The following is a 14,283-nucleotide window of genomic DNA, read 5'->3' on the forward strand; positions in this document are numbered from 1 at the left end:
CCGGGGCGAGGTCGGCGAGCGGGCCGGCGGAGGCGGGCAGGGAGCGCAGGACGCGGCCGCGCCACGGTGCGAACAGCGGCCCGCCACTGTGGGCCACGGCCGTCGCCAAGGCGGCGTGCAGCTCCTGGAGCGGCGCCGGGCGGCGCGCGAACCGGATGCGGGTGAGGTCCTCGGCGGTGAAGTGCACGCGCAGCACCCGCACAACTCCTCTCCCCGCGCCAGCCTTTCGGCCAGGGCCTGAACCTTCGCGTCCTGGCGGGCCGGCCCCAAGGATGGCCGTATGACTTCTCGACGCACCCTTGTGAAAGGCACCCTATGCGCAGGTGCCGCCGCCCTCCTGCCCACGGCCGCGTCCGCCTCCGGCAGCGGGCCGGCCCTGCGGCTGCCCGCGCCCTCAGGCCCGTACCCCGTGGGCATGCGGACGGTGCACCTGACGGACCCGGCCCGCACGGACCCGTGGGTCGGCGGCATACGGGAGCTGATGCTGACCGTCCTGTACCCGGCCCGATCGGTACGCGGCCTCTCCCGGGCCCCGCAGCTCACCCGGGCCGAGGCACAGGCGTTCGCCGGCCTCGCGCCCCGCGTCCACCCCGGGCTGCCGCAGCCCGGAACCGTGGACTGGGGCGCGGTCCTGACCCACGGGTACGCGGGTGCGCCGCCGCTGCCCGGACGGCGGCCGGTCCTCGTGTACTCACCCGGCGGCGGGGACTCCCGCACCCTCGGCACGACCCTCGCCGAGGACCTGGCCGGCCACGGCCGAGTGGTCGTGCTCGTCGACCACCCCGGTGACGCCTCCCAGGTGGAGCTGCCGACCGGGCTCCGCACGACCGTCCTGACCGGGCCGCCGGACCCGGCGACCTTTCGCACGATGACGGACACGCGCATCGCGGACCTCCGCCTGGTCCTGGACCGGCTCGGTGCCCTGCCGCTCGCCCCGGTCATGGACGTGCGCCGGATCGGGTTGTACGGGCACTCCGCGGGCGGCGCGGCGGCGGTGTATGCGGCGCAGGCCGACCGCCGGGTGTGCGCGGTGGCGAATCTGGAGGGCTATCTCGACCTGTACCCGACGCCGGCCGGCTTCACCCGGCCGCTCCTCCTGTTCCGCACCGAGGGATTCGACGGGGCCGCCCGTATCGAGTCGTCCTGGGCCGGCCTCCCCGGCCACCGCGCGCTGCTCCCCGCCGCGAACCACTGGGCGTTCACCGACTACGGCCCCCTCGTCCCCCGCCTCCAGGCAGCGGGCCTGGTGACGGCGACGGCACGGGACGCGCTCGTCGGCTCCGGCGACCCCGCGGTGACACTGGCTCAGGTACGGCGCCGGCTGGGAGCCTTCTTCACCCGCCACCTGCGGTAGCGGGAGCAGCCGCAGCAGCGGTCAAGGCCGCCCTTGGCCCGTACACCGCTGTCGGCCCCGCAGGCGGAAGACCAGGCTGCACCGCCATGACCAGCGATAGAAGACGCACGTGCACACCCGCCCGGTCGGTCAGCGCCCCTTCGTCGAGCTGGAGCCCCCTGACCACCCCCTCGCCGTCGAACAGCGCACGGGCATTACCCTGGACCGCGTGCGGGAGATCGCGGCGGCTGTGCGCCACTCCATTGACGGGGAGAGCACCAAGTGACGGCTGACGACTGCCTATCGCCCCTCCCGGTCGGTCCCGCCGGCCTGAGCCGCCGAGCCCAGTCGTTCGTCGAGGCAGACGGCATCCGCCTGCGCCGACGGGACATCCGGCGGCACCGCGACGCGTGGATCGGACACGGGATCCCCGATGCGGAGATCGAACGAGCCGCGGCCTTCCAGGACCGCTGGGGCGGCCTCGCCCTCCCGCCGGCCCCGTTCTATGAGGGCGGCCCGCGCGTCCTGGACGCCGACTGCCCCGAAGGGTCGGCCGCGGAGGGCTGGTCGTTCCCGGCGGGGGACTGCCGGGTGTCCATGGCCTACGGGTTCGTGATCGGCCCCGATGGGGCCTTCGGGATCGACGCGGACCACTGGACGCCCCTGCATGCGAGCACGGCCGGGTGGGTGGAGTCCTTGGCGCTCGCCGCACATGCCCGTCGCTGGGCCAAGAACGTCACACGGCTCAGGGGCGAGGCCGCCGCGGCACTGGACCTCGGCGGCTACGAGCCGGTGCCCGAAGTGCAGGGCGTGACCGATGCCTGGTGGCGTGGCAAGGACTCACTCGTCGCCCTGTACCGAGGCGAGGCCGTGGGCCTTGACGCCCCGCAATGCCTCGAAGCGCACATCTACGGGGGGCTCGACGCGTGGGGTCTCCACGGCGGCTGACCCGCGGGCGCGGAACTGGCGCGCGGGTCGGTTGCCCCGCGTGCCGGGTCCGAGCATATGATCAGGACCTTCTGACGGGGGAGGCGCGAGCATGCCAGACGATTTCGGCCACGGACAGGCGGCCGCCGGGCAGACAGCGGGTGCGGACGAGCAGATCGGCATGCGGTTGAACCACGTGCCGACGGAGCCCTCGGGCGGGCCCGCACCCGGACCGGTGCCCGGACTCGGCGCCGGCCCGGGGGACTTCGCCTCGACACCGAAGCAGAAGCAGGAAGCGGCCGGCACGATCGAGACCGAGCTGGAGCCGAACACCAAGAAGGCCACCGAGGTCGCGGACGACGCCACCAGCACGGCCCAGAAGGGCTTCGAGGGCTGGGAGACGGCGGCCGGCCTGAAGACGGTGGCGGAGACCTGGGACAAGCAGGTGAAGGTCCTGATGGGCCGCCTCTCGGCGGAGAAGGGCGCCCTGCGCGGCGCCTCGGGCCTGTTCGCGCGCAACGACACCGGCATCCGCGACCAGTTCCGGGCCTCGCAGTCGAAGCTGAGCGACCTGTGAGGACACCGCAGGTCCAGCGGCGTGAGGTCGGCTATGCCGTGCCCGCGCAGACCCAGCGGCTGGCCTTCCAGGCCGTCGCCGGCGGAGCGCGCCGCGACCTCATCCAGTCCCAGGCGGACCTGGCCCAAGCCCTCGGCGACTTCCAGGACTTCGCCGGGACGGGCGCGTAGCGGTGGGGCGGCTCAGGGACAAGTTGGCCGGTACGGCCCACCCGCGCGGCGGTGTCGTGCCGAGGTCCGCCGGGGAGGTCCGGGCCGCACTGCTCGCGGCCGCCGGACCGGACGCGCGGTTCACGGTCCGCGAGGCCACCCCGCAGGACGGCGGTGCGGATCTCGTCGCGGAGTGCGTCATCCCCTCGCTGGACGTCACCCTCCGGACCCGGATGCGCCTGGACGCCGGGACGCACGCCGTCCGGGTCCTTGAGGAGCGGTGGGCGCCGACGTCCGAGGGGGCGAACCGGCAGTACGGACGCGGGCCCTCGGACATGGTGTACCGGCAGTGGGAGGGCAGGAAGGCGGCGGACGGCAGCCAGGGGAAGGTCGAGACGTTCCGTTTCGGCACCCGGGACATGCGGGTCCCGCTGCAGAGGGCCGTCCTCGGCTCCGGATGGACCTGGCGCGGGGTCCTGTTCAGACTGTGACCGGCTGGCGCCGACGTCAGTTCTTCACGGCCGCGGCCCAGACGGCGATGTCCGCGTCGTCGGCCGGCCGGGGGTCGGCGTCGTAGAGCTGTGCCACTCCCTCCTCAGGCCGGGTCGCGGGATTGGTGGCCCACATGTAGGTCTGGCCGACCTGGTACTTGTGCTCTGTCTCGTCGCTCTGGCTGACCAGCATCTCGCCCGCCGCGCTGCCCTTGAGGACGCGGTTGACGCGTACGCGGTAGGCGTCGGAAGGGAGGCCTTCGACGGTCCGCCGGCCGAGGTCTTCCAGGACGGTGCCGGTGAAGACGGCGGTGGCCTCGGGGGCGACCAGGGCCGGGTCGGTGGTGTCGAAGGCGTGCACGGACTCGGTCGTGGCGTGTGCCGTGCGGTACTGGTCCCAGCCGAGCCACGCGCCGCCCGCCAGGGCGACCGCGGCGCCCGCGGAGACGGCGGCGATGAGGAGGGGCTTGCGCATGGTCATCCCCACAGCTGGTGGTAGGCGGTGCGGTCGGTGTTGGTGATCTGGTCGATCCCGGCGCGGGCCGCCTCGGCGTTGTCGGCCCACATGATGGAGGCGACGTGACGCTGTCGGTGCCCGGCAGGCCGGTCCAGCGGGCCAGGACGTTCTTCCAGTCCCCGCCGCTGGAGCGGGTGTCGTTCCACTCCAGGTCGGCGATTTCCGAGGCGGTGTCCGGGTGGAAGGTGACGTGCTTGAGGTTGCCGCTGGTCCACTGGCCTACCGCGTAGGTGCGGGCGTCGCCGAAGACGGTCTCGTCCTCCCAGGCGATCACACCTTGGTCGACGGAGGACCGCCCCCGGGAGTCCTGTCCGGACGGCACACACGTTTGCGGAGCCTGGTGGAGGGCCGGTCCGGGCTGCGGTAACGACAGCAGGATCGTGGCCATGGTGGCCGCCGAGAGGCCGATCGAGGAGAACGCCACCGCCGAAACATACCGTCTGCCATGAGACGGGGACGAATGGTGACTACTGAAGGGGCTGGAGCCCGGGCCCTTGGTGCGGCGGAGACGAGACCTGCTCGAACCCCAGGGGCGTGGCGGGCGGTTCGGCCCATGAGCGGTTCGTCGGCTCGGGACGGTATCGGTCGGCTCCACGACCGGCCGGGCCCATCAGCACAGTCGGTGCCCGCAAGCAAGGGCTCCGGGGGACGACTGGAACGGCAACCCCCGACACCGATGGGCGGAGAGGCTGGAGGCTGGATCTACTCCGGCAACGTCAAGGTCGGTTCCGGGACGATCCCCACCTGCTGAACGCAGGTCCGGAGGCAGCGTCCGGGTAGGGCGTGCACGCTGAGCCGCGGAGCGCGTAAATGCGTCGACAGCGTCCCCCGGTACCCGGCACAGTGGCCACCCGTGACGAGCAGTGAACTGTGGACCCGCGCGACCGCCGACCGCTACGACGCCGAGGAGGCCGAGGCGTCCTCGGCTGCCGTTCTCGGGCCGACCCTCGACTTCCTCGCCGAGCTCGCCGGAGACGGCCGGGCGCTGGAGTTCGCCATCGGAACAGGACGGGTGGGAGTCCCGCTCCGGGAACGCGGCGTGCCGGTGGCGGGCATCGAACTGTCCGAGCACATGGCTGCGGTGCTGCGGCGCAAGATCGACGAGGACACCCTCCCGGTAGTCATCGGGGACATGGCCACCACCGTCGTTCCCGGCGGGTTCACCCTGGTCTACCTCGTCTACAACACCATCTCGAACCTGCTCACGCAGGACGAGCAGGTCGAGTGCTTCCGCAACGCCGCACGGCATCTGGAGCCCGGCGGGCGCTTCGTCATCGAGCTGGGTGTGCCGCCGCTGCGGCTTCTGCCGCCCGGCCAGGTCGCGGTGCCGTTCGACGTCTCCCAGCGGCATCTCGGTTTCGACACCTTCGACCTGGTCGAGCAGGTGCTCGTCTCGCACCACTTCACCCGCGACGGCGACGACGGCCACTACCGCCGCGAGAACTCCCGGCACCGGTACGCCTGGCCGGCGGAGCTCGACCTGATGGCGCGGATCGCCGGGCTCGAACTGGAACGCCGCGTTGCGGACTGGGACGGGTCTCCGTTCACCCAGGACTCCGCGAAGCACGTCTCCGTGTGGCGCAAGCCGGCCTGAGGTCGCCCCCCCCCGGGCCGGCGACGGCGGCATGCCTGCCTTGGCAGCGCTCGGTGTCCCGGCGGGCGATCAGCGGCTTCCCTGGGCGGTCGGGACCGGGTCAGATCGTGACCGGGCCGTGGGCGGTGGCGAACTCGACCGAGACCAGGCCCGGTTCCTCATCCTCGACCCAGGTGACGTCGATCTGGTCGAGGGGGTGGTCGGCCGGTTCGCCGAGGAATTCGGCGATGGAGGCGGCGTCGCCGGCGATGGAGACCCCGTGGATGGAGGTGGAGGTGCGCGGGTCGGCGCTCGGGCGCTCCTCGGTGGGGACCAACCACTGCAGGAAGTAGGGCAGTTGCGGGTCCTCCATCAGTTCCAGCAGGCCGATCTGCTTCCACCGCAGGTCGAACCCGTCGGGGCGGACACGGTGGCCCTCGGCCGCGGTACGGCCGAGGCGGGCCTCGACCGGGGCGATGTCGTCGACGGAGACCACCCACCCGAGCCAGCCGCCGCCCTCGGCGGCGCGGCGCGCGACCGCCTGGCCGAAGGGTGCGCGGTCGGCGGCAGGGTGGTCGAGTGTGGTGACGACCTCGACGTACGTGCCGCCGCTCAGCGGGAGAACGAAGTTGCGGGTGCCGAAGCGCGGGTGCACGCCGCCGTCGACGAACCCGGCGCCGAGAGCCGACCCGATCCACTGGACGGTCGAGACGAAGCTGTCGCGGGCCACCGCATAGGACACGTGATCAAGTCGCACGGCGCCATCATCCACCCGACACCCCGTGCATATCGCGCCGCCACGCCCGCCGCCGCGGCCGCGTCCGCCATGGATTCGGCCGGCAAGGGGATCGATCATCGTCGTCCCGGCGGCCGAAGCCCGGCAGCGGCGCTGCCGCCTGGTCGAGGCCCACGACTCCTCGCACCTGTCGGCTGCCTGGACCGTACGGATGGACGATGGGCGACCTGGTGTGCGAGTGGGTTTCGGCTCCCGCGGCACCGTCCGCACCCGATCCGCAGCAGTGGCCTCAACCGCCGGACAGGCTCCGACACACCGCTGCATCATGTGGTCTTCGTACCGGCCGCGAGCGGCCGAGGGGGAAGGGGCACGCATGAGGACCGTCCGTGGGGAGCAGGCCGGCGACGTGATGGTGTGGGTGCGCCGGGGCGGGTTCCCGGGCGAACTCGGGGAAGGCGACGCCGACATCGCACGCCGGCTGCTCGGCTCGGCGCCGGCCGGGGTGCGGGCGGTGGTGATCGCGCTCGGTGGCGAGTCGTTCCGGTGGGTGGACGCCGACGGGGACGAGGAGGTGCTGCTGGAGGCCGGCGGCAAGCCGGACGACGAAGACGAAGACGAAGAGGAAGAGGGCGAGGAAGACGGCGACGGCGGCGCGGCCCGCCGCGAGACCGAAGGCGGTTTCGCGCTGGGTACCGGCGACGGTGCCACCCTCCCCGGACTACCCGTGTCCTGGGCGCTGCTGGAGTTCCGCTGCCCGCACGGCGACACCACCGTGCTGGTCGCCCGCCACCCGGCCGTCCCGCCGGCCTGCCCGGCGCACCGGCTGCCGATGGAACCGTACGAGACGGCCGGGCGGTGAGCGCCCCCACCGAGCTCGCCACCGGCATGACCCGGCTGACCGCCTCGCGGTTCACCCTCGTCGGCTACCTGCCCACGTACGCCGCCCTGGCCTACCTCGGGTTGCTCCTCGCCGCCCGCGCCGCCGGCGGCGGCATCGAGGTGTCCCGGGCGCTGTCCCGCCTGCACGGCCATTCCGGCGCGGTGCTCGCAGGCCTCGCCCTGGGCGCGCTGCTCCTCGCCGTCCTCCTCCACCCCCTTCAGGCCCCGCTCGTCCGGCTGTTGGAGGGGTACTGGCCGCGGCCGGCCCGCGCCGCCGCCCGGTATGCGGTGAAGCTCCAGGAACGTGCCCGGGACCGCCTGGACCGGGCGGCCGAGGTCGTCACCGCCCACCCCACCGGGGCCGAACGGCAGCGGATCCTGGCCGCCGCCTGGCAACTGGCGCGGAGCTTCCCGCCACCCACGGTTCCCCTGCTCCCCACGGCGCTCGGCAACACCCTGCGCGCCGGGGAGGCGACGGCGGGCGCCGCCTACGGGGCGGACGCCGTGGTGTGGTGGCCCCGGCTGTACCCCCTGCTCGGCGACGGGCTCCGGGCCGTCGTCGACGACCGGCGCGACCAGCTCGACCTGGCGTGCCGCCTGAGCGCGACCGCGGGCGCCACCGGCCTGCTGAGCGTCCCCCTCGTCCTCGGCAGCGACGGCTGGTGGCCGGCGAGCCCGGCCGTCTTCCTCCTGGCGGCCCGGGTGGCCTACCGCGCGGCCGTGGCCGCGGCCCGCGGCTACGCCGAAACCCTGTCGGCAGCCTTCGACCTGCACCGCTTCGACCTCGTGACCGCCCTGCACCTGCCCCTGCCCCCCGACTCCGACGCCGAACAGGTCCTCAACCGCCGGCTCACCCGGTTCTGGGCCCAGGGCGTACCGCTCACCGCCCTCCCGTACCAGCACGAACACGAACACGGACACGGACACGCACACGAGCCGGCCCCACCGCCCGCCGTACCCGGTGGAGAAGGCTCACCCTGAAAGGCCCGCGATGCCCCGCCGCTCCCACGCCGCCTCCAACTCCCGCTCCCGCACCGACTCCGCCGCGCGCGACCTGCACTTCAGCCGGGACTGGGCGGGACTCTGCCGGGGCGGCCGCATCCTCGTCAGCATCGACCGGATCATCAAGGGCGACTCGCTCACGGAGATCCTCGCGCACGAGTCCGTGCACGACGTCCTGCTCCGGACCACCCCATTGGGCTGGACCCAGCTCGTCCTGAGCCCCTCCGCCATGGACCCCTACGAGTCCGGGGCGCTGCGCGACCGGTGCGCGCGGCTGCTCGCTGCCACCATCCAGGCTTCCCGGTTCACTCATGAGGCGGTGGCGACGTTCCTGCCCGGTCTGCACGTCGAGCCCGCCGCGATGGAGGCCTACCGGGCCCGGCACCCCCAGCCCTACCTCGACGCCGCCGACGCCCTGGAGTGGCTGCGCACCCGCGACCTGCCTCCTGGAACCCGGGAGCAGACCGCCCTCACCCTGGGCCGGCTCGCACTCGCCGTCCCCGTCCTGGAAGCGTGGCAGCCGCAGCGGCTCCACCGGCCGAAACGGGCCGAGCGATGGCTGCGCGTCCCGCGCAACCGGCCGGACCGCCGCTTCCCGGCTCTGTGCCGCGCCCTGAAGGAGCTGCCCGACGAGGACCTGCGCCGCGCGGTGGACGCGGGCCCCGAGGCCACCGCCGGCCTGCTCGCACACGTACGCCTCGATGGAGAACCCCTGGAGTACGGCCGGCTCCCCGCCGACGTCGCGACCCCCGCATGGGTGGACGGGCTCGTGGAGAACGTGATCGGCCCCCTCCTCTCCGACACCGCCCTGCCGCAGCACGACCGGGACACGCTGGCCGGCCTGTGGGCCGTACCGGCGCTCAACATGCCCGGCCTGCATCCGGCCCTGCTGTCGGTCGTCCTCACCCCGACCACGGCCACCCACGGCCGGATGGACGTCAACCCCCCGACCGACGAACTCCACGGCTACCCACTGGTCGACGTGCTGCACAACGCCCTCCCCGTCCGGGTGCCCGGCGTGGAGCCCGTCGGCGGGAAACCGATGTGGCTCGACAAGGGCGACACGGCCCTGTGGTTCGTCTCGCCCTGGCAGGACCAGCGCGCCTGCCACCTGTCACCGGCCTGGTTCCACGAATGGCTCGGCGAACTCGACGAGGGCACGACCCTGTGCCTGCGCGACGGCGGCGGCGACCTCGCCGGAGTGCTGACGGGCGACCGCAGGCTCGCCGCACGACGGCGTGTCGTCCTCCTCCAGCACCGGACCCCGCACCGCGCCCTGCTCGTCGAACTGCCGGTGCTGGGTCTCGACGAGGAACGCGGACCGGTGACGATGATGGTGGCCCACTCCGAGCTCGACGGCGTGGCCTACCTCCTGCTGCGGCCCGAGAGTTCCTCGCCCGTGCTCATCGTCCCCACCGCCCGCGTCACCGCCGAGCGTGCCGCCCGGGCGCTGGTGGATCGGCGCGACAAGGTCCGATTCCGCCTGGTGACCGCCCCCGAGGAGTTCTACACCTCGCACGGGATGCTCCGGGACGTCATGCGGGTGCTGCACAACTTCGAGGCCAAGCCCTGGCCGGACACCCTGCTGCCCGACCCGCCCGCCACCCCGCGCGAGCCCGGCCGCCGCCGCGCCGAAGCGGACCTGGACCCCCTCGTGGCACGGATGGAGAAGGCGGAGCAGGCGTTCGCACGGAGCCCCACGGCGGAGCGGTTCGCCGTCCTGTCAGCGGCCGCCGAGGGCGTACTGGCGGCCCCGTCCTTCGCCCACATCTCGCTGGGCTGGCAGATCAGGCTCCGCCAGGAAGTGGCGTCCGCGCTGTACGGAGGCGTCGAGGAGCTGCACGACCACGCCGTCCTGCGTCGGGTGGTCGAGATCCAGACGGAACTCGTCGACCTGCTCCCCGAGGACTCGCCCGAGCTGGCCGCGCAGCAACGGACCCTGGCCATCCTCTCGCTGTGCCTGCGCCGCGTGACCGGGGAGGCCTCGTTGGAGGAGATGATGCTGGAAGCGGTGCTGGTGGCGTCGGCGACCGAGGAGAGCACGGCCACCCCCTTCGGCCTCGCCGACCTCCGCCACCTGCGCCGACCCCCCGGACCCCGGTCGACCTGAGGCGTGTGACGGGCGGTCACCAGGCGGGGCCAGGCAACGCATCGTCGGGTCGTGCCCCCGCCCGACGGACCCCCGCCGAACCAGGACAGCACTACGGGAGCACGCCCTTCATCCGTCGGGATCTCAGACCAGGGGGATGCCCCGCGGTTCGGCGACTCACCGCCGCTTGACCCCCGCCACCCGAAAACTCATCGGTCCCGAGACGTGACGTCATGGATGATGAGGCGATGTTCGTTCGCACGGAGAGCCTGCCGCGCACCCCGCAGCAGCACATGACAGTTCGGGTTCACACCCCCATCGGAACCGCCGTGGTGCTCTGGCGCGGTGATCAGCGAGGAGCGGACGGCCGGCACCTCGTCGAATGGACCGTCGACGACGACATCCACTGGGGCCGGAACACCCAGCCAGCCGCTGCCGCCGAACCGGAACTCCGGCAGGAAGGTGACCGGGTGGTCATGAGTGGCCGCCTCCACCTGGCCGACGACGGCGCCGCATACCTCCAGATGGGCCACTGGACCGTGCTCTTCGATCTGGCATCACCCCTCCCCATCGGCCTGGACGGTTCCTGGGTGCAGATCAGCGTCGGATCGGAAAGCGTCTCCCTGCACCCCTGCCAAACCTGACCAGGCCCCTCTCAGGTTCTTGGCAGCCTTGACTGCCGGTGGGAGCATCAGACTGACTGTGCATCACTGGCGGCAGGCGCCCAGAGGGTTCGGGGAGGACGAGGGGCGATGCGGGGGAGGAGTGCCTTCGGCTTCCGGTAGCGCGCCCAGGACAGTCCTGGGGCGTGTTGCGGAGGCCTACGTGTCACGAACCGCCCACCACGTTCCCCATCATCAGACCCCGTACGGCAGACGTCGCCGCGCAGCGCGCGGCTTGCTTTCCCCGGGCCAGGAGCTCCACCAACAGCCCGAGCGCCGGGTGGATTTCGTCGGCCTTCGCTACTCCCACGCCGAAAAGGCCCGCGCGGCGAAGGAGGGCCGCCGTCCCCGGCCCCAGCGCATCCGCCGTGCCTTCGAGGTCCACGCCTACTGCTGCGCCTGGCGTTCCCCCTCCCTCAAGGAGGACGCGAACCTCCGGGAACGCGTGGCCCGCATGCGGCTGCGGGTCCAAGCACGGCGTGCGCTGTGGGACCCCGAGACCGTCATCGAGCCCTATCGCACCCGTCACCAGGAGCACTGGCACTCCTGGTAACCCGCACGACGGAGGCCCCCGTCCGGCTGGTCGGGGGCTGCGGGGAGGCGGTCGGGGGCGTGAAGAGCGCCCGGACGACTTCTGTGGCCAGGTCTCGCAGCCAGGCGTGGGCGCGGTCGTTGTCGTAACGCCGGTGCCACAGCAGGTACAGGGGGACGTCCGGCAGCGGGAGCGGCGGCGCCAGCGTGGCCAGGCCGAGCTGTTCCCGGGCCGTGCGGGTGACCGCCTCGGGGAGGGTGACCACCAGGTCGGTTTCGAGGGCGAGTTGCAGGGCGAAGGCGGCGGTGGGCCCGGCCGCGGCGACCCGTCGTTCGAGGCCGACTGCGGTCAGGGCGTCGTCGATCGGGTCGCGCAGGCGACCGCGCCGCGAAACGGTGAGGTGTCCGGCGGCCGCGTAGCGCTCGATGCTCAGCGGGCCCTCGGTGAGCGGGTGGCCGGGGCGGACGGCGACGACCAGCCGGTCGCTGCCGACGAGGCGGTGGCGGATGTCGGGGAGCGTCGGAGTGCCGGAGCCGGATTCGAGGTCGACCTCACCCCGGCGCAGCTCGGCGTCGTCCGTCCCGGGTTCGGCGGACAGCCGCAGCCGGACGCCGGGGGCCCGATCGAGCACGGCGGTGGTCAGCGCGGTGCCGCAGGCAGCGGTCAGGGCGTCGTGCCAGCGCACGGTGAACACCCGGTCCAGTGCCGCCAGGTCGAGCTCCTGCTGCGTGGACAGGAGGAGGTGGGCCTCTTGCACGAGGGCGTGGACCTGGGCGCGCATGGCCAGTGCGCGGGTGGTGGGCACCATGCTGCGGCCGGTGCGGACCAGGATCTGGTCACCGGTGGCCTTGCGGATGCGGCCCAGGGTGCGGCTCATCGCCGGTGAGGTGACGTGCAGGCGCGCTGCCGCGCCCGCGACGCTGCCCTCCTCCAGCAGGGCGTCCAGGGCTGTGAGCAGGTTCAGATCCAGTTGCATGACGGTAACTCTACAAGTGACAAGCATGCACTTGTTGTTAATGGTCGGGCGGCCTAACGTCGAAGTGCGGGGCGAGACAACGCCACCGCTTCCCCACCTCCACCGATCCCCCCAGGGAGCCCGCCATGAGCACAGCCATGCCTTTCGACGCCGACGCGACGTTCCTGGCCCACGTGACCGCCGTCGTGGAGGCCGCCGGCCTCGTACTGCGCGACCGCCACACCCCGCACGCCCGGGGCGTGAGCCTGGACGAGGTCGTCGCCGAGATCCACGCCAACGACGACGCGGTGCTGGACGCGCTGCGGGAACCGCTGCTGCGGGCCCGTCCGGGGTCGCAGTGGGCCGAGGACGAACTCGCCGGCGGCGCGCTCCCGGCCGGGGAGTGGTGGGTCGTCGACCCCGCCGAGGGCAACATCAACCACGTCCACGGCCTGGAGGACTGGGCCGTCACCGCCACCCTGGTCCGCGACAACCAGCCGGTGCTCACCGTCGTCCACCTGCCGCTGACGGGCGACACGTACACCGCCGTTGCCGGCGGTGGCGCCCGCCTCAACGGCCGTCCCCTGAAGGTGTCCGCCAAGACCGACCTGGGCGCCGCGCTCATCGGCACCGGCCAGGCCAAGCCCGGCGAGGACGAGCGCACGTTCCGGCGGATCGGTGACTCCGTCACCGCCATGCTGGTCAACGGCCTGGTCGTGCGCGTGTCCGTTCCCGCCACGATGCAGCTCATCCACGTCGCCGCCGGACGCATGGACGCGTTCTGGCAGTTCTCCGACGTCCGCTCCGGCCTGGTCGCCGGTGCGCTGCTGGTCTCCGAGGCCGGCGGCACCGTCACCGACCTGACCGGCGAACCCTGGAGCACCGGCAGCCGCGACTTCCTGGCCGCCGCCCCCGGCATCCACGGCGCCGCCCTCAAGGTCCTCGCGCCGCTCGCCTGACCGGATACCCCCGCTCCCACTCCACGCCCACACCCCGCAAGGAGCACCACGTCATGTCCACCATCGGCATCCTGGGCGCCGGACGCGTCGGCACCAACCTCGCCGGCAAGCTCTCCGCCGCCGGACACCACGTCACCCTCGGAGGCCGGAGCCCCGAAGGCACCGCCGCCCCCACGACCGGGCCCGCCCCGGGGATCGCCTTCGCCGACCAGCGCACCACCGCCCGCACCGCGGACATCGTGATCAACGCGACGCCCGGCGACACCTCCCTGGAGCGTCTCGCCGACCTGCGCACCGAGCTCTCCGGAAAGATCCTCATCGACGTCTCCAACGCCACCCGCGACGCCGCTGACGGACTGCCCGGTGACCTGTGCCATCCCGGCAGCAGCCTCGCCGAGAAGCTCCAGGCCGCGCTCCCCGACACCCGCGTGGTCAAGACCCTCAACACCATGCTGTTCATGGTCATGACCGCTCCCGAATCCCTGGCCACCCCGCCGACCGCCTATCTCTCGGGCGACGACGAACACGCGAAGAAGACCGTCAGCGGCCTGCTCGGCGACCTGGGCTGGCAGCCCGAACGGATCGAGGATCTCGGCGACATCACCACGGCCCGCGCCACCGAGGCCATGATCCTGGTCGTGCCCCACATACTGCGCCGGCACGGCTTCAAGCCCTTCGCCGTCTCGATCGCACGCTGACCCGCCAAGGCCTGGTGTGACCGGCCGGGGGGCGGGCCGGCCACCCTCGCCGCGTCGTGCAGCGGCCGCCCCCCGCCTCGGCGGGGTCGGCTGACACCGCGCGCGGGCCGACGCAGCTGTCCGGACGGTTCCGGATCGTCCAAACGGACCGCCCGGCCTGCCCGGTGGGCCTACGCTCTGTGCAGGCCGGAGCCGCAAGGCTTC

16 protein-coding genes and 2 pseudogenes are annotated in these 14,283 nt (G+C 73.0%); 14 read left to right on the forward strand and 4 right to left on the reverse strand.

Annotation, left to right across the window (positions count from 1 at the left end):
- Window positions 1-196: pseudogene (locus WDV06_RS06415) on the reverse strand (ArsR family transcriptional regulator); the annotation flags it as partial.
- An 84-nt stretch (window positions 197-280) separates the two neighbouring features.
- Here WDV06_RS06415 and WDV06_RS06420 point away from each other — a divergent pair.
- The 6 genes and pseudogenes from WDV06_RS06420 to WDV06_RS06445 all read left to right on the forward strand — a co-directional run bounded on the left by WDV06_RS06420 (window position 281) and on the right by WDV06_RS06445 (window position 3,477).
- Window positions 281-1,354: an alpha/beta hydrolase family protein gene (locus WDV06_RS06420; protein ID WP_395508659.1), complete on the forward strand. Its 1,074-nt coding sequence runs from the start codon at window positions 281-283 to the stop codon at window positions 1,352-1,354.
- Window positions 1,355-1,454: 100 nt separating this feature from the next.
- Window positions 1,455-1,619 (forward strand): annotated as a pseudogene (locus WDV06_RS06425) (DUF2199 domain-containing protein); the annotation flags it as partial.
- Window positions 1,616-2,281: a hypothetical protein gene (locus WDV06_RS06430; protein ID WP_395508660.1), complete on the forward strand. Its 666-nt coding sequence runs from the start codon at window positions 1,616-1,618 to the stop codon at window positions 2,279-2,281. The pseudogene WDV06_RS06425 and the gene WDV06_RS06430, both read left to right, overlap by 4 nt.
- Window positions 2,282-2,372: 91 nt before the next feature.
- Complete coding sequence (locus WDV06_RS06435; RefSeq protein ID WP_395508661.1) at window positions 2,373-2,837, forward strand: hypothetical protein; 465 nt, start codon at window positions 2,373-2,375, stop codon at window positions 2,835-2,837.
- Window positions 2,834-3,007, forward strand: a complete 174-nt coding sequence (locus WDV06_RS06440; RefSeq protein WP_395508662.1) for a hypothetical protein — start codon at window positions 2,834-2,836, stop codon at window positions 3,005-3,007. The genes WDV06_RS06435 and WDV06_RS06440 overlap by 4 nt, the downstream gene beginning before the upstream one ends.
- Before the next feature lie 56 nt (window positions 3,008-3,063).
- The gene (locus tag WDV06_RS06445; RefSeq protein WP_395508663.1) at window positions 3,064-3,477 is read left to right on the forward strand and encodes a hypothetical protein; all 414 of its coding nucleotides are present in this window, start codon (window positions 3,064-3,066) and stop codon (window positions 3,475-3,477) included.
- A gap of 16 nt (window positions 3,478-3,493) precedes the next feature.
- On the opposite strand, the gene WDV06_RS06450 is transcribed toward WDV06_RS06445, so the two are convergent.
- Complete coding sequence (locus WDV06_RS06450) at window positions 3,494-3,952, reverse strand: hypothetical protein (protein ID WP_395508664.1); 459 nt, start codon at window positions 3,950-3,952, stop codon at window positions 3,494-3,496.
- An 895-nt stretch (window positions 3,953-4,847) separates the two neighbouring features.
- On the opposite strand from WDV06_RS06450, the gene WDV06_RS06455 reads away from it, so the two are divergent.
- The gene (locus WDV06_RS06455) at window positions 4,848-5,588 is read left to right on the forward strand and encodes a class I SAM-dependent DNA methyltransferase (protein ID WP_395508665.1); all 741 of its coding nucleotides are present in this window, start codon (window positions 4,848-4,850) and stop codon (window positions 5,586-5,588) included.
- Between the two features lie 100 nt (window positions 5,589-5,688).
- Here the strand turns inward: WDV06_RS06455 and WDV06_RS06460 are convergent, their stop codons facing one another.
- Window positions 5,689-6,324 (reverse strand): VOC family protein, encoded by a 636-nt coding sequence (locus WDV06_RS06460; protein ID WP_395508666.1) that lies wholly within the window; start codon window positions 6,322-6,324, stop codon window positions 5,689-5,691.
- Window positions 6,325-6,676: 352 nt separating this feature from the next.
- Here WDV06_RS06460 and WDV06_RS06465 point away from each other — a divergent pair, with 352 nt between their 5' ends.
- The 5 genes from WDV06_RS06465 to WDV06_RS06485 all read left to right on the forward strand — a co-directional run bounded on the left by WDV06_RS06465 (window position 6,677) and on the right by WDV06_RS06485 (window position 11,488).
- Window positions 6,677-7,162: a hypothetical protein gene (locus tag WDV06_RS06465; protein ID WP_395508667.1), complete on the forward strand. Its 486-nt coding sequence runs from the start codon at window positions 6,677-6,679 to the stop codon at window positions 7,160-7,162.
- Window positions 7,159-8,163: a hypothetical protein gene (locus WDV06_RS06470; RefSeq protein ID WP_395508668.1), complete on the forward strand. Its 1,005-nt coding sequence runs from the start codon at window positions 7,159-7,161 to the stop codon at window positions 8,161-8,163. The genes WDV06_RS06465 and WDV06_RS06470 overlap by 4 nt, the downstream gene beginning before the upstream one ends.
- Before the next feature lie 10 nt (window positions 8,164-8,173).
- On the forward strand, window positions 8,174-10,294 hold the full coding sequence (locus tag WDV06_RS06475; RefSeq protein WP_395508669.1) for a hypothetical protein: 2,121 nt from the start codon (window positions 8,174-8,176) through the stop codon (window positions 10,292-10,294).
- 227 nt (window positions 10,295-10,521) lie between these two features.
- Window positions 10,522-10,917: a hypothetical protein gene (locus WDV06_RS06480; RefSeq protein WP_395508670.1), complete on the forward strand. Its 396-nt coding sequence runs from the start codon at window positions 10,522-10,524 to the stop codon at window positions 10,915-10,917.
- Window positions 10,918-11,170: 253 nt separating this feature from the next.
- On the forward strand, window positions 11,171-11,488 hold the full coding sequence (locus WDV06_RS06485; RefSeq protein WP_395508671.1) for a hypothetical protein: 318 nt from the start codon (window positions 11,171-11,173) through the stop codon (window positions 11,486-11,488).
- Here the strand turns inward: WDV06_RS06485 and WDV06_RS06490 are convergent.
- The gene (locus WDV06_RS06490; protein ID WP_395508672.1) at window positions 11,439-12,443 is read right to left on the reverse strand and encodes a LysR family transcriptional regulator; all 1,005 of its coding nucleotides are present in this window, start codon (window positions 12,441-12,443) and stop codon (window positions 11,439-11,441) included. The genes WDV06_RS06485 and WDV06_RS06490 overlap by 50 nt on opposite strands.
- A gap of 125 nt (window positions 12,444-12,568) precedes the next feature.
- Between WDV06_RS06490 and WDV06_RS06495 the strand changes: the two genes are divergently transcribed.
- Complete coding sequence (locus WDV06_RS06495; RefSeq protein ID WP_395508673.1) at window positions 12,569-13,381, forward strand: inositol monophosphatase family protein; 813 nt, start codon at window positions 12,569-12,571, stop codon at window positions 13,379-13,381.
- Window positions 13,382-13,434: 53 nt separating this feature from the next.
- Complete coding sequence (locus tag WDV06_RS06500; RefSeq protein WP_395508674.1) at window positions 13,435-14,079, forward strand: NADPH-dependent F420 reductase; 645 nt, start codon at window positions 13,435-13,437, stop codon at window positions 14,077-14,079.
- The last annotated feature ends 204 nt before the right edge of the window (window positions 14,080-14,283 follow it).

Source organism: Streptomyces racemochromogenes (assembly GCF_044129415.1).
GTDB classification, from domain to species: Bacteria; Actinomycetota; Actinomycetes; order Streptomycetales; family Streptomycetaceae; genus Streptomyces; species Streptomyces racemochromogenes_A.